Below are 23,734 nucleotides of genomic sequence, written 5' to 3' on the forward strand. Positions count from 1 at the left end.
AAAAACAAAAGGGCATGTAACATAAATGGTTGGAAGTTAGTAAATTACCGGTTGGCAAAGTAAGAACCGGGCTATCAAGTTCCAACCATTTATTTTACAAATGGTATTAGCACAACTCCAACCACATATTTAACGAACGGGCCGTTGGATTAGCGATCTAAAATCCGTCACGCCTCTGCGGTCTATCCCCGACTTGATGGTCCTTTCGCAATCCCGCTCGGGATCTTCTTCGAGGAAAGACACAACGCCCTTGGCCATGAGGGAGACGAGGCCTTCGAGCTTGATGACGCAATCGTATGCGCACCCCTTCAGGTTCTCCGTACCCGCCCCGGTATGGCCATAGCTCGCGACGATCCCATGAGCGTCGCCGTGAACGCATACCCCGATAACCTTATAAGGACTATAATCCTCCCCTCTGCCTTCGATGACTGATGATCCCGCATGGATAACGGCGCAACGCAGTTGATAGAGGTCTGAAGCTGTGAATATACCTCGCGCCTCTATAACGTCGAACTCCTCGCTTATCTCACTTTGACTCTTCTCGTCTTTTCGCTCTGCCGCCATCTTTTCGCCGGTATTGGGAAGCTCCAGGTATTTAACGCACCAGTCGATGTATCGCATGCCGACGGCTTTTGCGCAGACGTCCGGTATGGTCACGACGAGGTTCAGTGCCGCGAGGAGAAGCCCCGCATCGAAGGCCTTCTCGCATTCCTCCACGAGCCTGCTTGGTGTGCGATGGATTACGGTCGGAAAGCCGTATTCGTTGGCATCGCATTTCAGGCCGCCTGAAGGCCTTGGCTCCCAGGCTGCAATTTCGTCGAGCCTCGAATTCACAGCATCTCTCCCGTCGTTGCGTCGACCTCCACTCCCGACCTCGGGTCTATGAACTCATCGACGGCCTCGTCCTCGCGGTCGGGCTCGGTCACGAAGAGCGGACCGGGTGCATCGATGCGAGGGCCGATCGTGAGCCCGTTGCTCGCGATGATGCGGTCGAGGTTCTGCCTGCGGTAGAGGGTCCTTGCCCGGAGCGTCTCGAACGAGTATCCGCGCCCTCTCATGTCCGTCTCGTTTATGAGCCGGTTCGCGCACTCGGTGTAGCCGTTCGAGATACGGCTGGGGCATTCCCAGTAGTTGAAGATGAACTCGCGGTGATTCTGAACGGTCCGAGCAAGGGCTCTGAACGGATCGAACTCCCTGCCATCGGGAATTTCCCGAATCCAGGCGTCGAACGCCGCCTCAGCCTCCTCGCGTGAGGACGGATGGTCGTCGTAAATGCCGAAGAAGTCCTCCTTGAGGTCGTACGCGGTCATCAGCGTCGAGTAGGAGGAGTCTTCCCGTAGCGCCCTTAGGGCCGACGCCTCGTAGAGGCTGAGGTCGCGCGTCCGCTTCCTAAGGACGTAGGCGAGGCCCTTCTCTAGCTCAAGGCGACCCTTCCTGTCGAGAGCTCCCTGGAGGCCCTTGCGGACCGCGTCCAAGGCCTCGTTGGCTCCCTTCACGACATGGAAGTGGCCGATGACCCATGTCGCGTTCGGGGTGTATTTGGCTATGCTCCTCCAGAACGGCCGGTACATGTCGCTCGAAACCCATCGTACGCGCTCGAGGCCCTCCAACGAGGAGAAATAGGCGTCGAGGTCGGACTGCGTCCTGCCGGGCACCATGTCGAAGACCGTCCTGTGCTCGAGATCAGTGATCACGGTCACCATGCCGACCCTCTTGAGGTTCTTCTCGTCTATGCCCAGGAACGCCGGCACTTTGAAGCGAAGCCTCGAGGCGTTCTCGCGGACGTAGTCCTCGAAGACGCTCTTCACGGTGACGTGCGAGAGCGGGTACTCCTCGGCGACCTCGCGGAAGGTGAGCCTGAGCGAGCGTTGGGCGATGTCGGCGTATGCCGCCTCCGTCATCCGGTGACTCTCGTCGATCCCGCCTATCGCCGGGCGCCACACGTAGCCGCACTCCGGGCATCGCATCCGCGGGAACCCTATCTCGAGCCTCGTCGGGATGCCCAGGTGTGGCGTCGACACAACGCCGACGGTCCTCGCGCCGTGGCTGTGCAGCGTCCCGCCGCACTCGGGACACGATGCGGGGACGGGCCCGCGGTATCTCAGGTCGAACTGCTGGAGCCTCCTACCGCAATCGACCTTGGTCGCGCTGCCGATGAGCTCGCAGTCCCGGACACCAAGCAGCTCCTCGACGTAGCCTGCCACGCCCATCTACTTTCCCCTCGAGAGGTAGGAGGCGAGCTCGGCGATGTCGTAGCGCTTCCCCTGCGAGATGAGGTCGTACACCTGGTCGGCCAGGGGCTCGATCGCCTGCGGGTCGTCGAGCGCCTGCTCGGCGAGGTCTCCAAGCTCGTTGCTCATCATCGACATGAGGGCCCTGATGACGATGTTGCGCAGGCGCCCGTCCGCGAGGACGGCCTCCTTCGTGTTGCTCGTGTTCGTGATCTGCGTGTTGGTCACGGGGTCTGCCGCCACGGCATCGGAGACCGCGTTGACGGCTCGGGCCTTCACGAGGGGGTCACCTTCGTCGCCCCACGTGCGGTTCAGCCTCTCCACGATCCTCGCCATAGTGTCGCGCTTGGGCGCGGTGCCTGAGCCGCCAGCGCCCATCGGCATGAGCTCGCCGCCTTCGACCCCCTCGGGGACCTTCTGGGCCGATATGCGGAAGTCCCGAAGCACGAGGCCGCGCACGTCGACGTCGTCGAGCGAGGTGCCCGCGATCCTGTGGCCGAGCAGCTTTGCGAAGCTGTAGAACACCTCGAGGTCGGGGTCGCCGAAGTCGAGCGCCTGGGACAGGAACGTGTAGGCGGAGCAGTACTTGGAGAGCTTCTTCCTGAAGGTCATCAGCTCCGCGACGCGTCCCGCCGCCTCGTCCGCGCTCCTCTTGGCCCTCTCCGTCCCCTCGGCCTCGCCGGCCGCCTCCGCCCGGTTGGCGCACTCCAGCCAAGTCTCGTAGGAGTCCCTGGCCGCCGCGAACCTCTCGCGGAAGATCTCGGCGGGCCCGGAGACGGCGGAATAGAGGGCGGTCCTGTAGGCATCGCTCTCCTCACCGGCTGCGAGGCCCTTGGACCTGTAGAGCGCCTCCTTGAACCCCTCGACGTCTCGCGTCGCGTACACGTCGGCCGCGTCGAGGGCGTCCTTCAGGTCGTAGACGATGTTCGGGTCCTGGGCCGTGCTCATCGTCGCGCCCTTGTCGTAGGTCTTGAAGGCGGCGAGAACCGTCTCGGGGTCGTTCACGAAGTCGACGACGAAGACCCCGTCCTTGCCGGAGCACGTCCTGTTGACGCGCGAGTAGGTCTGCACGATCTCGATGGCGTTGCCGAGCGGCTTGTCGACGTAGAGGGCGACTAGCTTCTTCTGGTCGAACCCGGTCTGGAACTTGTTGGCCACGATGAGCAGCCTGCTCTCAGGGCGGTCGAACGCCCTCTCGACCGGGCCCTGCCCGGTCGGGTTCATGTTGGCCTCGGTGTACTCGTATCCGCGCTCGATGAGGGCGAACGGGTTGTCCTCGAGGTACTCGTCCTCGGGCAGGACGCACCTGTCGCCCAGGACCTTCTGGGAGAAGGCGACGAGCGGCTCGCCGGGCACCTTGAAGCGCAGCTTCGGCTCGACCTTGGCGGGGTCGAGGTCCGGACGGGCGCGGAGGTACGCCTCTATCGCGTACTTGTAGCGCACGACCTCGGGACGCCCGGAGGTGACGATCATGGCCTTGGCCTCGCCGTTCAGGAGCGGAGCCACGTTGTCGACGAAGTGGTCGATGATCCACTTGGCCTTCTCCATGACGTTCGTCGGGTGGAGCGAGCGCCACTTGGCGATCTTCCTCCTGGCGCGGCGCTCGTCGACGAGTCTGCCGTCGGCGTCCTCGGACTCGTCCTCGATCCTCGTGAGGGTGCGCAGGGGCACGTATCCCGAGAGCGGGTCGATGATGTAGCCCTCCTCGATCGCCTGCCGCATCGGGTAGAGGTGGAAGCTGCCCATGACCGGATTGCCGTCCTCGTCCTCCTCGCCCGTGGGCGTGCCGAACAGGGTCTTTGTCTCGGCCTTTGGGGTCGCTGTGAACGCGAGGAAAGAGACGTTCGGCGGCATGAGGTTGCTCGCCTGCATCTGGGCGAAGTAGGCATCCATGACCGACCCGCCGTCGTCCGAGTCCTCATCGAAGTCGAGCATCCTCTCGAACTTCAGCTTGTCCGCCGCCGCGTTGAAGGCGGTCTTGAGGGACGCCGCCGAGCTGCCCTCCTGAGAGCTGTGCGCCTCGTCGACGATCACCGCGAATCCGGAGCCGTCAAGCTCGGGCAGCGCCGCGATGTCCGGCCACGCGTAAAGGAACGTCTGGATGGTGACCACGACGATCTCCCTCTTCTGCCGAAGGGCCTCGACGAGCTGGGAGCTCTTGGAGCCGTCGGCGACGGCGCTGCCCCTCTCGTCGCGGCCGACCATGACGACCTGACCGGTCACCTTGGAGAGCTGGGAGATGGTCTTCTTTATGTTCTGGTCAAGCGACAGCCTGTCGGTGACCACCACGACGCTGGAGAACATCTTCTCTCCGTCCGCGCGGCGGAGCCTCGCGAGGTCGTGCGCGGCCCAGGAGATGGTCTCGGTCTTGCCGGAGCCGGCCGAGTGCTCGATGAGGTAGCGGCGTCCCGCCCCATGCTCCCGCGCGTCGGCCAGGACCTTCCTCTCTGCGTCAAACTGGTGGTAGCGCGGGAAGATCTGGGTCGCCGTCTTGCGCCAGCGGCCCGTCGCGTCCTGCCTGTCCTCGATCTCCTCGAAGACGAAGCGGTCGAAGATGGACAGCCAGTTGTCTCGCTGGAGGATGGTGTCCCAGAGGTAGTGGGTCCTGTACTCGCCCTCGGGCGCGTCCGGGTTGCCGGCCCCGCCGTCGCGGCCCAGGTTGAACGGGAGGAAGCGGGGCTTCGCCGACCTGCTCGGGAAGGGGCCGAGGTTCGTGCACATCCAGACCTCGTCCTCGGAGACTGCGAAGTGGACCACGGCGCCCCTCTTGTACATGAGCAGCGAGTTCTTCCTGCCGCCGTCGGGCTCTATGGGCCTGCGCTCGTCGACGTACTCGTCGATGGCGTCACGCACGGTCTGGGTGAGCTCGGTCTTGACCTCGCCGGTGGCGACGGGGATGCCGTTGACGAACAGAGCGAAGTCGAGAGACTTGCTCCCGGCGGTCTGGTAGTGAACCTGGTGCATGAAGCGCAGGATGTTGGCGTCGTAGCGCTCCCTCGCCCCGGGCACGCGCTCGTCGTCCGGGTAGCCAGCCATGCACTCGATGGTCTGGTAACCGGCCACCTGGAATCCCTTGCGTAGCGTGAGAACGGTACCGTTTCTCTCCAGACTCTTCACGAGCGCGCGGCGCAGCTGGTCCTCCCACCTCGCGCCCTTCTCTCGGCGCATCTTGTCGAGCTTCTCCGGCGCGGTGGCCTCGAGCCAGGCGACGAAGTCGTCGAACACGAGTGCGTCGTTCGGGTCGAACCCCGTATCGTCAGGTGAGAGGGCCCAGCCCGCGCCGCCGAGGGCAGCGACCTTTCGGGAGATGTAGCGCTCGAAGGCATCCTCCTGGTGAATCTTGCGGCGGCCGCTGTACTCGACGTCGCGGCGCTCATATGCACTGTCTATGTCGACTCTTGTCATGGCTATGCCTCCGTGCAGTCGATCTTGCCGGTGACGGCGTGGTGGATGACGGACTTGCGGTACTCGCCGAGCTTCTCGATGAGCTGCTCCTGGCGTGAGATTGCCTCGTCGATGGCCACGCAGCGCTCGTCGAGGTAGGCCGCTATCCTTTTTTGCTCTTCTAAAGGTGGTAAAGGAACGACGAAGTTGTTAAATGCGTTGGTTTGTAGTCGCATGCGCCCCTTGTCAGCAACTCCATTTGCTGAACCGAAAAACACCCGATTGAGGTAGCACATCTGGAAGAGGTAGAGGTAGTAACTCGGGTTGCTTACCGCAAGGTCACGGGCTGAAAACACTCGGTAGTCAGGACTTGTCACTCCTTCATAGCGAGATATATCCACCCAACCTGTTAAGAGGTCCATGTGGTTCATCGCAAAATCGCCAGGATGTACGAGTTGATAATGTGAGTATGTTTCAGCAAATTGCCCTTTTCCTGTGCTGAAATCTTTGGGCCTAATTCCATCTTGTGTAATCGACAGAACTGTCAATCCTTCAACCCCGGCAATTCGTTTTGTAATTTGAAATAGAGCTTTGAGCTTGGAGGTCTGCCAATTAGAGGGAATTTGATCTACCCACTTAATGTCGCTGTCTTTCATCTCTGCGGTTGGGTCGAGGCCCTTTGTCACAGCATGCGCGATGAGGGACTTCTTGTACTCCTTGAGCCTCTCTATGACCTTTTGGCGCTTCTTCACGTCATCGTCGATGGCCGCGCAGCGCTCGTCGAGGTAGGAGACGATACGGCGTTGGACATCACAAGGCGGGACTGTGACGTAGGTCTCGTGCAGGTTGCCTTGGTTAACGTGAAAAACTTTCACATCGATCAAGTCGCGCCGAATCTGCCAGCGCCACATGTCGGTAGAGAAAAGATATGCAAGGTACTTATTCTCAACCTCGTCAACCGGAGAGAGGAGCAGGGTATCGCCTCCGGGATTAACCGGCCGCTCAGAATCGTTGTATATGCAGTCTCCGCACCCGGCAAGGTCCTCTGATGTGCAGGCGAAGATAAAGGAACCTTTCTCGGAATATTTCAGCCCTTTTGGAACCATGCCCGTAGGGACGTGCTTTATGAGCTCTTCGTGGATACCGAATCTATTGTTTAACTTCGAATGCACTTGGGCGTAATTGACGACGGGAGCTCCTTCGTCAACTAAGTCAGCCCTAGTGACGGTCATTCCCTTGCTGCTCATAAAAAGCCTCGGCAACGGCACCATGTTCCAGCCGTCCGGCACCTCACCGAACCACTCAGCACTGTTTATCTCCCTTCTCGTCCTCATGCCAGGAACCCCCTCATGAGCGAGCCGAGGCCGTCCTCGAGCTCGAGAATCTCCTTCGCGATGACCTCGGGGGCACGGGGGCTCTCGTACTTGTAGAAGTACCTGTTGAACGAGATCGACGTGCCGACCACGCCCACCCCACCGTCGCCAAGCGGGTTGGCCGTGAGACCCGTCTTGTTGTCGAACTTGGGCTCGTCCCTTACCGACCCGTCCACCACGGCGTCGGGAGCGTAGGGCAGCACCTCGCTCGCCATGTAGTCGTCGAGTTCCATGCCGATTGGAATGTTTTCCGTGTCCTTGAACTCGGGGTCGAACACCGGGTTGCCCTTCGCATCGACCGCCGGCTCCGCGGAGGGGTCTTGCCGACCGAACACCTTGACGAGTGCCTCGACGAGCTTCGTCTTCTGTGGCTTGGGCTTCTCGATCGCTTTGTGAAGCTTCTCGGTCGCAGCCAGGACCTCGCTGTATGTGAGCGAGGCGCCCTCGTTCTTCTCAACCCAGGAGCGAATGGCGGCGCGGCTCGCGTCCGACAGCTTCTCCATGGGCTTGCTGAGGGTAAAGAGGGCATCCAGCCCATCGGCCGAGGGCTCAATGACAACGCGCAGCGGGCGCTGCGTGGTCACCTTGCGGTACATGAAGTCCTCGACGGGAACGATGACCGACCTGCCGTGGTCGTGCCCGTCTACGTAGGTGCGCACGATCCACGCGGCCTGGTCCTCGCCGACCTCGTAGCGCTTGTTCCCCTGGCTCTTGCGCAGGGCGGTCTTCTCCTCCGAGGCGTCGATGAGCTGCACGTACCCCTTGCGGTTCTCCGGCTTGTGGTTGTTGAGCACCCAGATGTAGGTTGCGATGCCCGTGCGGTAGAAGATCTCGGTCGGCAGCTTCACGATGCAGTCAACGAGGTCCTCGCTGAACAGCCAGCGGCGGATGCCCGATGGCCCGCTGCCGGCATCCCCGTTGAACAGCGGGGAACCCGAGAGCACGATGGCCGCCTTGCCGCCGCCTTCCTCGGGCGGCGCCATCTTCGCCGCGACGTTCTGCATGAAGAGCATGCTGCCGTCGTCAATGTCGGGCTTGCCGGCGCCGAACCTGCCCTCGAAGCCGCGTCCCATCTCCTCGAGGACGACGTCCTTCTCCTTCTTCCACTCCTTGCCGTAGGGCGGGTTCGTGAGCTGGTAGTTGAAGGTGCGTCCCTCGAACCTGTCGTCGTCGAGGGTGTCGCCGAGCATGATGCCGGCCGACAGGTCGGTCATCTGGTCGAGCACGTCTCCCGAGCCCCCGGCGATGTTGCGCAGCATAAGGGCTGCCTTGCCCATGGCCCATGTCGCGTCCTCGAGCTCCTGGCCGTAGGGGACGATCTTGGTTGGGCTGCTGAAGTGCCCTTTGTCGTGCCACTCGTCGAGCTGGTCGAGCGCGTCGCAGATGAAGCCGCAGGTGCCGCAGCTGCCGTCGTAGAGCGTGCGGATGTCGCCGTTGTCGGCGTTGAGCAGCGTGTCCTCGTTTGCGAAGAGCAGCGCGGTTGCGAGGCGGGCGACGTCCTTGGGCGTCATGAAGTCCTCGGCGTCCTGCGAGATCTCCTCGCCGTATCGCTGGATGAGGTGCTCGTAGATGTCGGTCATCATGCGGTCGGAGACCGTCTCGGGCCCGAGGTCGAAGCCCGAGAAGCGTGTGCACACCTCGTAGAGCATGCCCTTCTCGTCGAGCTTCTCGCAGGTCTGCCGCATCTCGAAGCGCTGCAGGACCTCGCGGGCGTTCGCGGAGAAGCCGTTGATGTAGGCCATGAGGGCGTCGCAGGTCTTCGTCGCCCCGAGGTTGGAGAGTGTGAAGCTCGTGACGTTGTAGAAGCAGTGGCCGGAGAGGGCGCAGTACTTCGGGTCGTCGTCGTCCCAGACCCCCTTGGCGGCCTGTCTGCTCACGGCCGCCCGCGTCGGCTCGAGGGCGCACTCGAAGCGCCTCAGCACGGCGAATGGGAGGATAAGCTTGTTGTAGTCGGCGGGGCGAATGACATCACGCACGTAGTTCGCGATGCTCCATATCTCGTTCACGTAGTCGAACGCGGTCTTATCGGCCATGGTTGGACCTCTCTGCGAAAAATAGAATTCCAACCATGTATTTTACAACCGAAAGCCATGATTTGAGCTTTCGGCCAACCAATAGTTTAACAAATCTGGTAAGTGGTATCACCAATCACTGATTTATTGACCCAACCAGTAATTTTACATACCCAAACAAAATAAACCCCGGCGACTCATATCAGAGGCCATTCCCGGGGCATCAATATGCAGTGTACCTATTCATCACCCGATGCCGGCAAGCTGTTGAGCGGCTCACCCTCACCGGCGGTGCCAAGGCGCCTCTGCATCTTCTCGATCTGCTTAAGGGTCGAAGTCAAATACCCAAGACCCTTCTTCAGTTGCTTAAGCAACTTGCCATCCTTGCGATTTCCCTTTCCGTTCTCCTTCTCGACATCTTCTTCAATGCCAGCGATGCCGCGCTGCACGGCCTCGGCTGCTTTCCGCACCAAAATGGCCCCCTCATGCGGGCAGCGGTCAGTAGCCACATCAAGAAAAGCAAGGAGCCTCGAACATTCGACGAGCACGAACTGCGCGTAGTCCTCCCCCATCGATGCCGCCAAGGCAACGCCGCCGGAACCCAATAGACCAAGCGCGACACCGCCGCCCGTAATCAAAGCAGTGCCACCGGCCATGCCCATGCCGCCGGCGGCCAAGGCCCCACCGCCAGCTGCAGCAAGGCTCGCATTGACAAGCGCAGCCCCGTGAAGGCCGGCAAATGAGCCTCCGAAGATACCGACAGCAATATCCGGAGCGAGTACCGCGGCCGCCCCTCCTGCGCCTACGGCCGCCGCCACGACAATGACGCCGCCCACCAAGAACTTTGGCAATGTACCTGAAAGCTCGCGGAAGCGTGTCCCGCAACGTTTCTCGAGAGAACGTATGGCGTCCAAATCAACCGCGTCTTGTCTCCTGGGAAATTCGTGTTTAACCCAAGATCCACTCTCCTTCAAACCTTTGTATTCCTTTTTCTCTTCATCTCCCATCTGGGAATAGGGGCGAAACTCAACCAACTCCTGTGCAACAAGCAAGGCACGCACTTTACCGCCTCGCCGCCGCGAAACTGTCTCAAGGGCTCCGTACGCATCTTCCTCGCTCAAAAAGTAGCCGTCTGCATCAATGCCTAGGCCATCCGCGACCGAATCCTGCCACGCGCGGGCCCAGCTCCTCTTTTGCCCTTTGCGCACTTCGTTCTTCTCGTTCCCGCAGTCGTAGTTGATGGCGGCAAGCTTCAGCGAGAAGGCAATCCTCGTCGTTTCTCTATCTAGGCTATAAAAGTGAAATCTATCGAAGATATCCTGGCGGCGCCTGGCGCGCTCAGTCCAAGCCTCGGACATTTCCTCCGCCATATAGCCCCAGTCGGCATGGAGGGCAAACGTAAGGCGTCCAACTCCAACGTAGTTTATTCGCAAGAAGAGCTTCTGGGCGAACACGACCTTGTTCCCCTCGCATTCGATACCCGCCCTGGCCGCCGCCGTCGCTAGATTCACCAAAACGAACGAAGTGCTCGAAACCGTGACCATGCGAGTGAGAACCCTGCTGTTATAGGGCATGAAATGCGAAGCCTTGAGCTTTTGCAAGCCGGAAACCTTGCTCACTTCGCAACGTTCCAGCTCGGCCTTGAGCCTTGAAAGCATGTAGAGACAACGAACGATAACCTCGTTGGCCACGACTGCTGGCACCTGGCTTAAAGCTTGATCGAGCAGGCCGACTTCCGTCCGAAGGTCGAAGCGAATGGGCTTGCCGTCCTCGGTTTTGAACGCCGTTCCGTTAAACAGCTTTGAGATCCATTGCTGAATGCGAATATCCTCGCCCTTATAGGCAATCTGCATGTCTTGAAAAACAGGCAGGGAGGAGAGCTCCTTTAGCAGGGACAGCACGACGCCGGGAATGCCCGTCCCCTTACCGGGGTTTGAACTAGACCCCGCCATGTCGCTCACGAGATGCATCGCCCAGAACAGAGTGCCAAACGCGATCTTCTCTGGAACGTTCCTGCCTACAAGAGGGCAGTCGGGATCGAAGGCGGCGGCAGGCAGGTCAAAGGCGACAAACCGGCCGGCCGTATCGGTACCATAGCCTTTGCAGGTGAATTGCGAGAGGATCGAACACGCAAGGCCAACCAAGCTCGGGTGGTGCGAGAAATCCCGCAGATGATGTTGGAGCCCGCCGCCAAACTCGGCAGTCAGCTTGTCCGTGGCAAGAGGAAACTCTTTCTCTAGAAAGCGAATAGCGTCTTCTAGAGTTGCATCCGCCTTTGTCATACCCGCAGACTTGGCAATCGTAAGAACGAATTTGCCAACCTTCTCGTCGCTCCACTCTTTGGCACCCTCTAGGTTGAAGTCTTTCTGCCAAAGGATATTCAACGCACCCGTGAGGAGCCCGCTAACGGCTGCAAGTTCATAGTCGAGCTTCGTAGCCCTTTCAGCCCGAGGGTCAAAATCAAAGAGGACCTCCTCCCCATCGGGAGCGTCCTTAAAACCAACCAGCACGGCGCTACCGTTCAGCGGCACAGATGTAACTTTGGGCAGTTGAGGCATGGCGTAAACTATCTCGCCAGCACTAAAAACAAGTTCGTCTGCCATACCGGCTTCCTCCTGCAAACGCGTAAAATCAGATTGCTCTACGCCGCCAAATCCCTCTTCGTAGAAGTATTCGAAAATCTCGGTGATGCAGTTGCTCAGAACCTCGTCGGGATAGTTCGCCACTGGCAGCCTATACACCTCATTGTGCACGATGACGCACGCAGCGTCACGGGTCTCTGCCTATTCGTCCAGCGAATCATGTTAGCAAGCCGCTCTTCGATAATGGAAGCCATCTCGATGTCCACGCTCTTGACCTGCTTGGTCCCAGCGAGTGTCAGCGCGTCCTTGAGTAGGATCCCAAACGCAGTCTTCTGCTGCTGATCCTAGAATCCTTCGCGCAACCATTCCGTCCGCTTGTCGCCAAATGAGCCTCCTACCTCCCCTCCGCCTTCAGCTTCAGCAGCAGGTCGCCCAGCTCGGGGCACTTGCTGGAAAGGCGTGTCTGGGCTCGCTCGCCCATCCCCCACCGCTGGCGGACTTCCTGGGCGCGCGGACTCACGCGGTAGTCCCCGTCCATCACCTGCTTGAGCAGCTTGGCGGTCACGCGTGCATCGGCTAAGGCGCTGTGGGCGTGGCCCGTCGACTCGTCGAACTCGATGCCAAACCACGTCGCCGCGTCACTCAAAGAGACGCACCCGTGGCTACCCACGTCCATGATCGAGGTGTAAAACGCCTGCAGGTCGGCCCAGTCCGTAGGAAATGTGGAAAGATCGATATGCTTTGCCTGGCACTCGGTCAAAAGCTGTCGACGATCCGCCCCGCTCCAGCAAACCATCTGGGCGGAGTAGCGACCGATCCAATCGCTGAGACTCTTGATCACCACGTAGAGCGGATCGGCCATCGCGGTGTCCACGGCCGATATCCCCGTAAGCTCGCGGACGGGGAACGCTACGCCTTCGGTAAATTCTGCCTGCACAAACTGCGAGAACTCGCCCATCACGTTGCCGTGGTAATCGAGCTTGACGGCACCGACCTCGATAATCTCATTGCGCAGTCCACGGCGCTGGCGCTGCTTTGGCACCGGCGCAAACTCAAAGTCCAGCACGATCTGGCGTGCAAAGTTCGTCGTATCGATAGCCGAGATGCACGGCGTCTTTTCAGCTGACAAGGTTAGGGCCTTTCTCCGTTGCTTGCCGCTTGCTACATAGCTACATAGGCGGCTACATTGCCGTAAGAATAGGCGCCCGCGCGGACATGAAATGACCAATCTGATTGATTTCGTGAAGCTCCTGACCGCTTTGGTCTCGCTCCTCACGGCGCTTATCGGGCTTACCGAGGCACTCAAGCAGCGTGCGAAGCATAAAAAGAGGGGTCGACGCCGCTAAGGCATTGACCCCTTAAACTAAGTAACGGCGCTGCCCAGCTCTTCACCACTTGGGCTGCCGTCGACTTTATTCTACCCACGGACGTTGGGTTTAACAAATGGTTTTTCAGTCATGAAGGCTCGACGCCCACCCGACTCGTCCGCTATTCCAGCCACCACTCCACGTCCACGGAGCACTCGACCTCGATGGGTTCCGGATCCAGCACCGTTTCCCCAAGGCCTCCGGATACCCCATCGGGAGCGCCCATGGCAGCGCAGTACACCCCGCCATAATCCCCCGGCCGGCTGTTATACGAGATATGCTTGATGCCGCCCAGCTTAGCCCCCGCCGCCGCAGCAAGCGCCTGTGCATTACCGCGGGCGCGCTCGACAGCGCGGGCAATCAGGACGTCCTCCGCCGCGCGCTCATCCGCAAGTTCAAATCGAATGTTCATGTCGGCATGCGATCCGCAGGTGTTGAGCGCCGTCCACACAGCCGCACAGTCAATCGAATCGACAGGCGCGGCAACCGTGCCGTACGCATAGTAGTCGTAGCCCACGATGATTGCCCTTTTGCGCGTCGTCTGCGCATAGCAGGTGTACCGGCGACACGTTAACTCGTCATCCAGACCAAAGGGCACCAGCGCGGCGGCGACCTTGGCGCGATCGGCGTTGTAATCGTCCAGGCACGCCTCCTTGGTATCAAAGCGGCCGCCAAAGCCAATGCTAAAGATCACGCGATCGGGCATGACCTTATCCTCGATCCGGGCACCAACGCTCACATAACCGGTCTTATCCGTTGCCATGGCATCCGTCCTTTCCACGAATGGCTACGTTGCAGTAAACATAGCCGTCCGTGCGGACACAAAGTTGTGTGGCGACGCCGTGTGGGGCCCCGGGACGCATGTTCCATTTGAAGCCCCTACCGGAAAGCGAATCCCATTCTGAGCGTCGAACCCGGAACACAGTTTCCGTCTGCGGCCCCATTGGGAAAGTTCATCCCGCTCTGAGCGCTCATTCCGGGATGCAATTTCCGCTTGAGGCCCGATCCGGAAACGGCATCCCACTCTGAGGCCGAAATCTGGGACACAGTTTCCGGTTGAGGGCTGTTCCGGAAAGCGTATCCCATTCCGAGCGGCAATTCCGGGTCACAGTTTCCGCAGATACAAAACGACGATCCGCAGCCCTTATCACATGCCTTCAAACATGCAATCCAGAAACACAAAACAGCAGATAGATTGCTCTTTTTCAAAAAAGTACACGTCCCGAAACTTACCAAGACTTCATATCTAGCTACCGTTCAAGGTCGCCGATTACCGCCCACCGATTCGGATGTAAAAATGTCGCCAAAAACAGGCCATCTACCTGCATGGTTAGATTTTGGTCAGCTTTTGGTCAGTTGGGCGGCAAGTTGCGGCTGATACGTTTTTGCTACCCAAAAAGAAGGCGGTAGCTCATGACCCATTGCAATAACCAACTCATCGACCAACTGCTTACTCAAGCCGAACAAGAGGGGCGTTGCCTGATTCCCCCGAGCACGGCGATCCGAAAAGCGCTCCTTCGGCGCATCGGCGACATGGTCGTCTCGCCCATGCCGGGACTGTTCGCGCGTAAAATGCGCTGGGATAAACTCAACCGGGCGCAGCGTCATTGCGAGATTATTCGCGCCCTTGCGATCATCCACCCCGATTGGACGTTCTGCTCGTTTTCGGCCGCCTGCCTGCTGGGGCTCGAGGTCTCGTGGCGACACCTGAATGTCGTGCATGTCTGCAGCGCCACCAAGCCGTCGGCTCGCCCGGGCGCGCATATTCAGCGGCATCAGATCGAGCCGACCGGAGCAATCCGTCTATCCGGCATATCGGTAACGCCGCCCATCCAAACGGCCACAGATTGCCTGCTGCAAACTGGTTTTGCCGACGGCATGCCCATTGCCGATTCGGCGATCTCAAAGCTCGGCCTTACACGAGAGCAGTTGATGGAGGCCGTCGAGCAACGAGCGACCGCCCGCAATGGTCGCGCGATTCGTACGGCTCTCACAACGCTTCGATATGCCGATGCCCGCGCCGAGAGCGGCGGGGAATCGGTCGCCCGCGCCGTCATGATCGAGACGGGTTTTACGCCCGACTGGCTTCAATACGAGTTGACGGACCCCTTCGATTCGGCCAAGCCCATACGAACGGACTTTGCCTGGGAGCGCCAGGCGCGGGAACTCACACTGGGCGAGCTCGACGGGCTCATCAAATATACCGACCAGACCATGCTGGCCGGACGTACCACCGCCGAGGCGCTCGTTGCCGAACGACAGCGCGAGGCACACCTATCGCTCTACGGTCACCCTCTGCTGCGCTTTACCATGAACGAGGTTCGCTCGGCAGGAATGCTCGCTAAAAAGCTGCAGACGGCAGGTATCCGGCAGACCGCGCTGCCGACATGGCTCAACGAGGTAGACCTGTAGGAGCTGCTGAGCTTATGCCCGTCTGCCTGCCAAACCGGGACACGCTTTCCGGTTGGCAGCACCCGCGGAAACCATGTCCCAGATTGAATGCTCAAAATGGGACATGGTTTCCCGACGAAGCTCCTTGCGGAAAGCGTGTCCCAGAATGAAGACTCGGAATGGGATGCAATTTCCGCCTGAAGGCGATTCGGAAAGCGCATCCCATTCTGAGCATCGATTCCGGGTCGCAGTTTCCGGTTGAGGGCTGTTCCGGAAAGTGTGTCCCATTCCAGGCGCGGATTCCGGGATGCACTTTCCGTTTGAAGCTCCAACCGGAAAGCGCATCCCATTCTGAGCGCCAATTCCGGGACGCAGTTTCCGCTCCAAGCAAAAGGCCCCGGCTCACGATGGAGCCGGGGCCAAAGGCGCAGCTTATACAGTTGATGGCAAGCGCAGACGGTAGTCAGCAATGGCCGTCCGCGCTCTACCCTACCCGCGGTTGCGGACACGGCTGTAGGGCGTATCCACCATGGGCAGATCCGGACGCAGCTTGCCGTCAAACGCGCGGTAGGCGTTCTGTACGGCGGGCGCCGTGGGGATCGTTGCGATCTCGCCGATGCCCTTGCCGCCGTATGCCACGGGCAGCAGCTCGTCCTTCTCCACGTAGATGGCGTGGATATCCGGAATCTCGGGGGCACGGAACAACCCGAGCGTACCGTACCTTGCCTGGGGTACGCAGTCCTTGAGCGGCCAGTCCTCAGTAAGCGCATAGCCCATACCCATGAGCACGCCGCCTTCGATCTGACCCTGGATGGAGATGGGGTTGACCACCTTGCCGGAATCGTGCGCGGCATAGACCTCGCTCACGCGACCGTCATCATCCAAAATGACCACATGCGTGGCAAAGCCGTAGCAGATGTGACTCTTGGGGTTGGGAACATCCGCACCCAGTTTGTCGGTCGGCTCCAGGTACACGTAGCCAAACTCGCATCCCTCGAGCGCCTTGATGGCGGTCGCGGGGTCCTGAGGATGCATACCCTGACCAGCGACGAGCTCCTGCGCGCGCAGCTGATAGGCGCGACCGTCGTCGTACTCGATCTTGACGCCGTCGCCATGCGCGCTCACGGGAGCGGCGGGCGCAGGCTTGCCGGCCTCGATGCCAACCATGGCATCGCGCAGCAGGAAAGCGGCGCCGCGCACAGCCTCGCCGGTCACGACCGTCTGACGCGAGCCAGACGTGGTGCCGGAGTCGGGAGCGTTCTCGGTAGAGCACTCGCCGTTGGCGATGCAGCTCAGCGGCAGACCGCAGGCCTCGGCAACGTCCTGCAAAAAGACGGTGTTGCAGCCCTGGCCGATGTCGGACGTGGCGGCATAGACCACGGCCACGCCATCCTCGACGCGAATCTTGCAGCGGCCGGCATCGGGCAGGCCCACGCCCACGCCGGCGTTCTTCATGGCGCAGGCGATACCGGCGTGTCCGGGATGCGCATAGTAGGCATCCTTGACCTCGAGCAGCGTCTCCTTAAGCGCCGTGGAGCAATCGGCAATCTGGCCGTTGGGCAAAACCTCGCCCGGCTCGATGGCGTTTCTGTAACGAATCTCCCACGGGTCCAGGCCGACCTTCTCTGCCAGCAAGTCGATCAAGCTCTCGAGCGCAAACTCGGACTGGCAAACGCCAAAGCCGCGGTACGCGCCGGCGGGCGGGTTGTTGGTGTAGTAGCCAAAGCCGCGAATGTCGGTGTTCTGGTACTTGTAGGGGCCGACGGCATGCGTGCAGGCGCGCTCGAGCACCGGGCCGCACAGCGACGCGTAGGCGCCGGTGTCAAAGTTGATCTCGCAGTCCAGGCCGGTAAAGTTGCCCTCGGCGTCGCAGCCCAGCGTAAAGGTGCCGTCCATGGCGTGGCGCTTGGGATGGAAAGCGAGCGACTCGGCACGTGTGAGCTTGCACTTCACAGGACGCTGGAACTTATAGGCGGCAAGCGCGGCCAAGTGCTGGATGGACACGTCCTCCTTGCCGCCAAAGCCGCCACCCACGAGCATGGTCTCGACGACCACGCGCTCGGGCTCGTTGTCCCAGCCAAACATGTGGGCGCACTCTTTGCGTGTGTCGTAGGCACCCTGGTCGGTCGACTGCACCTTGACGCCGTTCTTGTACGGGAAGGCAACGGCGCACTCGGGCTCCAAGAAGGCATGCTCGGTAAAGGGCGTGGTAAAGCGCTGCGTCACGGTGAACGCGCTCTCTGCCAGCGCCTTGGCGGCGTCGCCGCGCGTCACATGGCGGCTCTGGCACACGTTGTCCTTGAGCTCCACCGTGTTGCCAAAGGCAAAGAAGCTGTCGTGCAGACGCGGGGCGTCGGCAGCCCTGGCCTCGACAATGTTGCGCACGGGCTTCAGCGGCTCGTAATCGATCTTTACGAGCTTCTTGGCCTTCTCGAGCGTCGCCTCGTCCTCGGCAACCACCAGCACGATGGCGTCACCCACGCAGCGGGTGATATCGCCCTGGGCGATCATGACGTCCCAGTCCTGGATAAGGTGGCCGACCTGGTTGACCGGCACGTCCTCGGCGCGCAGGATCCCCACCACGCCGGGCAGGGCCTCGGCCTTGGAGGTATCGATGGAGAGCACGCGGGCGCGCGGATACTTGGAGCGCACGGCGCTGGCGTAGGTCAGACCCGGCTGATCGAGCTCGTCGATGTCATCGGGATACTTGCCCTCGCCGAGCACCTTCTTGCGCACGTCGATACGGAAGGCGCGCTTGCCCACGCCGTAGTCGTCGCCGCGCTCCAGGTCCTCGTCGATCTGCTTTTCGCCGCGGAGCACCGCAGCTGCCAGCGAAATGCCCTCGATGATCTTCTTGTAGCCGGTGCAGCGGCAGACGTTACCGCGGATGGCGTACTTGATCTGCTCCTCGGTGGGCTCGGGATCCTCGGCTATGAGCGCGGCACCCGCCATGACCATGCCGGGGATGCAAAAACCGCACTGCACGGCACCCACGGCGCCAAAGGCGTACACAAAGGCCTCGCGCACGTCCTCGGGCAGGCCCTCGACGGTCACGATGTTGCGGCCGGCGGCAAGGGCGGTGGTCAGCACGCACGCCTTGACGGCCGCACCGTCCACGTGGATGGTGCAGGTACCGCACGCGCCCTCGGAGCAGCCGTCCTTGGCGGAGTGAATGTGCAGGTCGTCGCGCAGGTAGCGCAGCAACGGTTTGTTTTGGGTCGTCGTGCGCTCGACGCCGTTAACGGTAAAAGTGAATTCCTGTGCCATGGTGATTCCCTTCTACACGCCGGCGGCGATGCCGGTGCGGTCGTGGATGGCGCCATGCGGGCAAACGACGGCGCACATGCCGCACGACAGGCAGTCCGCGCCGTCGATATGGGCACAGTTGTCCTCGATGCGGATAGCGCCGGCAGGGCACTTTTTGGCGCACATGCCGCAACCGATGCAGCTCGTGTCGCAGATCTTGCGCGCAATGGCGCCCTTGTCGGTGTTGTTGCAGCGCACCAGGATGTTCTGGTAGCCGGGAACGAAGGCAATCACGCGCTGCGGGCACGCCATGCCGCACAGGCCACAGCCCGTGCACCTGGAGCGGTCCACGCGGGCGATGCCATCGACCAGCGCAATGGCACCGTGGGGGCAGGCCGCGACACAGGCGCCACAGCCAATGCAGCCTTCGCTGCAGCGGGCGTCGCCGCCTGCGGAGGCGCAACCGCTTCCGCAGGCAACGTAGGCCACGTTATGTTGAATGGATTTGGCCATAAGAGACTCGCCTATTTCTTAAGGAGATACGGATAGCTGTCGCGCACGGCCTTGATGGTCAGGCGGACGGCCTCGGGCAGACCGGTGTTGACGGCATCGACCGAGACGGTGCGGACCGTGCCGGCGACGCGAACCTTAAAGTGGTCCTCGTCCACGGCCAGGAAGCCCTCGTTCTCGGAGTTCTCCATGTCCTGATCGCTCCAGAACAGGGTGAGCTTGTCCTTGTAGGGACGACCCTCCTGGTAGGGGCAGAACACGGCGCAGTTGCCGCACTCGTTGCACATGCCGTCGACATGGACGACCTGATGCTTGGCCAGGCCCGGCACCTTAATTGCCACGTTGGCGCGGTTGGGGCACACGTCGCAGCAGACCTCGCACACCGAGCCGCAGCCCAGGCAGCGGGTCTTGGTGCAATTGCGCTTGTCGCGGCACAGCGACCCCTTGCGCTCGTAGCAGGCGTCCTCGCGACCGACCTGAGCATTCTGGTCGGCGTACTTGTTAAAGTCCACGCCAGCGATGGCACGGGCGACCTCGGCGGCATCGGCGATAGCCTCGACCACGGTGGCCGGACCGCGACGGCAGTCACCTGCAGCCCAGACGCCCTCAACGCCGGTGGAGGTGGCGGCAAGGCGGCCGCGACGGTCGTGCTCGACGCCCGCGGCGTCGTACAGGCTGGCATCGATGCCCTCGCCCACGGCACAGATCACCGTGGTGGCGGGCAGCTCGACGGTCTCGCCCGTGGCGACGGGGCTGCGACGGCCGCTTGCGTCCGGCTCGCCAAGCTCCATGACGTCGCAGGTCAGCACGGCGCCGTTGAGCGCCTTGGGCGCCAGCAGCTCACAGAACTCAACGCCGTCGGCAAGAGCAAGATCGAGCTCTTCCTCGTCGGCGGGCATCTGCTTCTTGGTGCGGCGATACACCAGGCGCACGTTCTTCACGCCAGTCAGGCGCTTGGCCACGCGGGCCGCGTCCATAGCGGTATTGCCGGCGCCGATGACCACGACGTCCTCGCCCAGCTCGAGCTTCTCGCCCTTCTTGGCGGCCTCGAGGAACTCCAGCACGTCGAGCTCGGCGCCCTCGCCCAAGCCCGCAGAGCCGGGCATCCAGGCACCGGTGGCCACGACCACGTCGGTAAAGCCCTGGGCCTTGAGCTCGTCAATGGACTCCACGCGGGCGTTGAGCTGCACCTTGGCGCCAAAGGCCAGGCAGAGCTCGGCGTCGTGCGAGATATCGTCGCTCGCAATGCGGAACTCGGGGATCACGTGACGGACCACGCCGCCGAGAGAGTCGCGGGCCTCGAAGATAGTGACGGGCACGCCGGCGCGCGTCAGGAAGAACGCCGTCGCCAGGCCGGCCGGGCCGCCGCCGATAACGGCAACGTTGCGCTCACCGTCGTTGGCGATGGCCTGGGCGCGCAGCTTGGGCAGCACGGCGGTCATGGCCTCGCGGGCGGCCTTGAGCTTGCTGGCGCGGATCTGGGCGCCCTCGGGCTCGTAGAATGCACGCTCGCAGGCACGGCCGCAGGGATGCGGGCAGATGGTGCCGGTAATGAACGGCAGGGCGTTGCGCTCGATGATGATGTTGAGTGCGTCCTCGTAACGGCCCTCGTCAACAGCCGCCAGATAGGCGGGGATATCCTGCTGGATGGGGCAGCTCGTGCGGCACGGCGTGGTAAAGCAGTCGGAAAGCGGGCTCTTGCCGGCGACCTTGCGGTCGGGCAGCGGGCGCAGCGGCTTCTTGTAGAGCGGGTTGGTGAGCGAGTCGGTCTGGATCGCGGTCACGGCCTCGAGAGAGACGCCCGCGAACGGCTTGCCGTCCAGATCGCCAAACTCGCCGGCCATCTGGCTAAAGCGCTCGTAGCCACCGGGCTTGAGCACGTCGGTCGCCAGGGTGACGGGCCAAATGCCGGCATCGTACAGGGCGCGGATGTTGTAGACCGTGGCGCCGCCGGAGTAGCTGATGCGCAGCTTGCCATCGAACTGCTCGGTAATGCGGCGGGCAGCCTCGATGGTCAGCGAGAACAGCGAACGGCCGGACATATACATCTCAGTGGAAGGCAGCTCGTTCCTCGTCACGTCGACGGGGAAGGTGTTGGTGAGCTTGACGCCAAACTCCAGGCCGCGCTCGGCGCACAGGGCAATCAGGCGCTCGAACATAGGCACGGCATCGGCCCACTGCAGGTCCTCGCGGAAGTGCGTGTCATCGAAGACGATATAGTCAAAGCCCAGCTCGTTGAGGCGCTGGCGGGCAAACTCATAGCCCAGCAGCGTGGGGTTGCACTTGATGTAGGTGTTGAGGCCCTTCTCGGTGATGAGGTAGGTCGCGATGCGCTCGATCTCGGCGGGCGGGCAGCCATGCAGCGTGGACTCGGTGATGGAGTTGGAGACGCGTGCCGGGATGGACTCGACAAACGCGGCGTCGACATGCTCAAACTTGTCCAGGTTGGCGAGTGCCCAGGCACGGCACTCGTTCCAGACGTCGGAGCCGCTGGCATCCTTCATGCCCTCGATGTAGGCGTCGACCTTGGGGCTCTTAATGCCCTCCAGGTCATAGCCCACCGACATGTTGAAGACAAAGCCGTCCGGGCTGCCCAGACCATACTCGCGAGCGATCAGGTGACAGGCAAACCATGCCTTCACGTACTCGGCAAAGGCCTGCGGAACCTCGAGCTCGGTCGACCATTCGCAGTTGTAGCACTCGTCCTGAGCCACGATGCAGGGCTTGTTGACGCAACGGGAGAGCTCCTCGCCGTCCATAACTTGGACGGTCTTGAGCTCAAAGAAACGAGAACCGGCCACGTAGGATGCCACGATGTTCTGGGCCAGCTGCGTGTTGGGGCCGGCAGCCGGGCCAAACGGAGTCTCGATGCGCTCGTCAAAAATGGGAAGCGCGACCTCCTGGTTGGTCGTGACCATCTTGCGCACGCCAAAGATGGCGTCCTGGGTCTTATGCTCCTCGATGATCCAGTTCATCAGCTGCGAAAACGGGATCGGCCTCATGATGTCGCTCATAGTGAGCTCCTCTCTGTAACGCCCGGCGAGACCGCGCGGCGGGCGCAAATACGGTGTAGCGCTAGCACAAGCGCCGGCGACCCCGCGGAGGCCGCCTATGCGCGCGCCGGATGCGGCGAAACATCCGACGCGCGTGAATCTACTTGTAATTAGTAGGTGCGATCGTTGAGCGTGCTCCAGAGCTTCTTGGACTCAGCCATGGTCCACGCGTTGATCTTTTCTTCATCGATACCGACAAACTCGCGATCCTTGTACAGGACGCGGCCGTTGATGATGGTGGTGCGGCAGTTTTTGCCCATCATGCCAAAGAGCATGTGGCCGTCGATGTTCTCCTCGCTCAGCGGCGTAAAGGGCTTGTAGTCCATAACGATAACGTCGGCGGCAGCGCCGGGCTCAAGCACACCGAGCTTGCGATCGAAGTACTTGCTCGCCATCTTGGCGTTGTTCTCGAACAGCATCGTCATGGCCTCGCACCAGCCCACGTTGGGCATGGCGGCGTTGTGGCGCTGGATGATCAGGAAGACCTTGAGGCTCTCGAGCATATCGTGGGTGTAGGCGTCGGTGCCCATGCACACGGGGATGCCGCGGCGGAAGAACTCGAGCACGGGGGCGCAGCCCACGGCGTTGCCCATATTGGATTCGGGGTTGTTGACGAGCCAGGTGCCGGACTCCTTGACGATATCCATCTCGGCAGGCGTCACGTGGATGCAGTGGCCGAGCATGGTGTCGGGACCCAGCAAATTGTGCTGCAGCAGGCGCTCGACGGGGCTGATGCCACCGCGGTTGAGGCGGGAGTCCCACACGTCATTCATGCCCTCGCACACATGGATGTGGAAGCCGGTCAGGCCGTTGTTGGCCTCGGCCATCTTATCCATGGTCTCGTCCGACAGCGTAAAGGTGGCGTGACCGCCAAACATGGCGGCGATCATGTGGTTGTCGTTATCGCGACGCTCCTTGGCGGCCCACTGGGCAAACTCGGCGTTCTCGGCAATGGCCTGGTCGCATTTTTCCTGACCGCGGCGGTCGGAGACCTCGTAGCACAGGCACGAACGCATGCCCAGCTCCTGAGCGGCGTCCTTAATGGTAAAAAGGCTTCCCGGGATCTCGCAGAAGCTCGCGTGGTGATCGAAGATCGTGGTGACGCCATCGCGGATGGAGTCAAGAATCGTGGCATAGGCGCTTGCCTTGGTGCCGTCGAGCGTCAGGTTGTCGTCGATCTTCCACCACTGCTGCTCAAGATTCTCCAGGAAGTTGGTGGGGTTGCAGCCCTTAATGGCAAGGCCGCGGGCCAGACCCGAGTAGATGTGGGTGTGGCAGTTGATGAGTCCGGGCATGATGAGGTTGCCCCGGGCATCGACGTACTCGGCATCCGGGTACTTGGACTTGAGCTCGCACTCGGGGCCCACTTCGACGATCGTATCTCCGTCAATGGCGACCGCACCGTTTGGAATGAACGGGGTCTGAGAATTGCGGGTAAAGACGGAACCGTTAGCGACCAGAAGCATGAATGCTCCCTTCAACATCAGGGGCGGGGTTTGACACCTCTGACATGGCGGAGTGCGAAGCGCCGGCCTACACCGGAAACGGGCCCTCTCCCGTCAACGCTTCACCAAAGGGACAAACC

13 protein-coding genes are annotated in these 23,734 nt (G+C 61.4%); 1 reads left to right on the top strand and 12 read right to left on the bottom strand.

Annotation, left to right across the window (positions count from 1 at the left end; genetic code table 11):
* Positions 1-129: 129 nt before the first annotated feature.
* From DWW73_RS01175 to DWW73_RS01210, 8 genes are all read right to left on the bottom strand, one after another.
* On the bottom strand, positions 130-834 hold the full coding sequence (locus tag DWW73_RS01175) for a hypothetical protein (RefSeq protein ID WP_117655011.1): 705 nt from the start codon (positions 832-834) through the stop codon (positions 130-132).
* Positions 831-2,210, bottom strand: a complete 1,380-nt coding sequence (locus DWW73_RS01180) for an ISL3 family transposase (RefSeq protein ID WP_117655012.1) — start codon at positions 2,208-2,210, stop codon at positions 831-833. The genes DWW73_RS01175 and DWW73_RS01180 overlap by 4 nt, the downstream gene beginning before the upstream one ends.
* Positions 2,211-5,636, bottom strand: a complete 3,426-nt coding sequence (locus DWW73_RS01185; RefSeq protein WP_117655013.1) for a DEAD/DEAH box helicase family protein — start codon at positions 5,634-5,636, stop codon at positions 2,211-2,213. It lies immediately after the preceding gene.
* Between the two features lie 2 nt (positions 5,637-5,638).
* Positions 5,639-6,949, bottom strand: a complete 1,311-nt coding sequence (locus tag DWW73_RS01190; RefSeq protein WP_117655014.1) for a restriction endonuclease subunit S — start codon at positions 6,947-6,949, stop codon at positions 5,639-5,641.
* Positions 6,946-9,021 carry a class I SAM-dependent DNA methyltransferase gene (locus tag DWW73_RS01195; protein WP_117778539.1) on the bottom strand — a complete coding sequence of 692 codons (2,076 nt, stop codon included), beginning with the start codon at positions 9,019-9,021 and terminating at the stop codon, positions 6,946-6,948. Before DWW73_RS01195 ends, DWW73_RS01190 begins: the two co-directional genes overlap by 4 nt.
* A gap of 218 nt (positions 9,022-9,239) precedes the next feature.
* Positions 9,240-11,726, bottom strand: a complete 2,487-nt coding sequence (locus DWW73_RS01200) for a hypothetical protein (protein ID WP_117778540.1) — start codon at positions 11,724-11,726, stop codon at positions 9,240-9,242.
* A gap of 250 nt (positions 11,727-11,976) precedes the next feature.
* Entirely contained in the window at positions 11,977-12,711 is a 735-nt protein-coding gene (locus tag DWW73_RS01205) for a 3'-5' exonuclease (protein ID WP_158563760.1), read from the bottom strand.
* Positions 12,712-13,070: 359 nt separating this feature from the next.
* A complete protein-coding gene (locus tag DWW73_RS01210; protein WP_117655018.1) occupies positions 13,071-13,712 on the bottom strand; it encodes an SIMPL domain-containing protein in 642 nt (213 codons plus the stop codon).
* Positions 13,713-14,362: 650 nt separating this feature from the next.
* Between DWW73_RS01210 and DWW73_RS01215 the strand changes: the two genes are divergently transcribed.
* Complete coding sequence (locus tag DWW73_RS01215) at positions 14,363-15,361, top strand: hypothetical protein (protein WP_117778542.1); 999 nt, start codon at positions 14,363-14,365, stop codon at positions 15,359-15,361.
* A gap of 468 nt (positions 15,362-15,829) precedes the next feature.
* On the opposite strand, the gene xdh is transcribed toward DWW73_RS01215, so the two are convergent.
* From xdh to ssnA, 4 genes are all read right to left on the bottom strand, one after another.
* Positions 15,830-18,607 (bottom strand): selenium-dependent xanthine dehydrogenase, encoded by a 2,778-nt coding sequence (xdh, locus tag DWW73_RS01220; RefSeq protein ID WP_117778543.1) that lies wholly within the window; start codon positions 18,605-18,607, stop codon positions 15,830-15,832.
* Positions 18,608-18,619: 12 nt separating this feature from the next.
* A complete protein-coding gene (locus tag DWW73_RS01225) occupies positions 18,620-19,099 on the bottom strand; it encodes a 4Fe-4S binding protein (protein ID WP_117778544.1) in 480 nt (159 codons plus the stop codon).
* A gap of 11 nt (positions 19,100-19,110) precedes the next feature.
* Positions 19,111-22,110, bottom strand: a complete 3,000-nt coding sequence (gene ygfK / locus DWW73_RS01230; protein WP_117778545.1) for a putative selenate reductase subunit YgfK — start codon at positions 22,108-22,110, stop codon at positions 19,111-19,113.
* Between the two features lie 149 nt (positions 22,111-22,259).
* Complete coding sequence (ssnA, locus tag DWW73_RS01235; RefSeq protein WP_117778546.1) at positions 22,260-23,615, bottom strand: putative aminohydrolase SsnA; 1,356 nt, start codon at positions 23,613-23,615, stop codon at positions 22,260-22,262.
* Between the last annotated feature and the right edge of the window lie 119 nt (positions 23,616-23,734).

It is taken from the genome of Collinsella sp. AF16-8 (assembly GCF_003462695.1).
GTDB lineage: Bacteria > Actinomycetota > Coriobacteriia > Coriobacteriales > Coriobacteriaceae > Collinsella.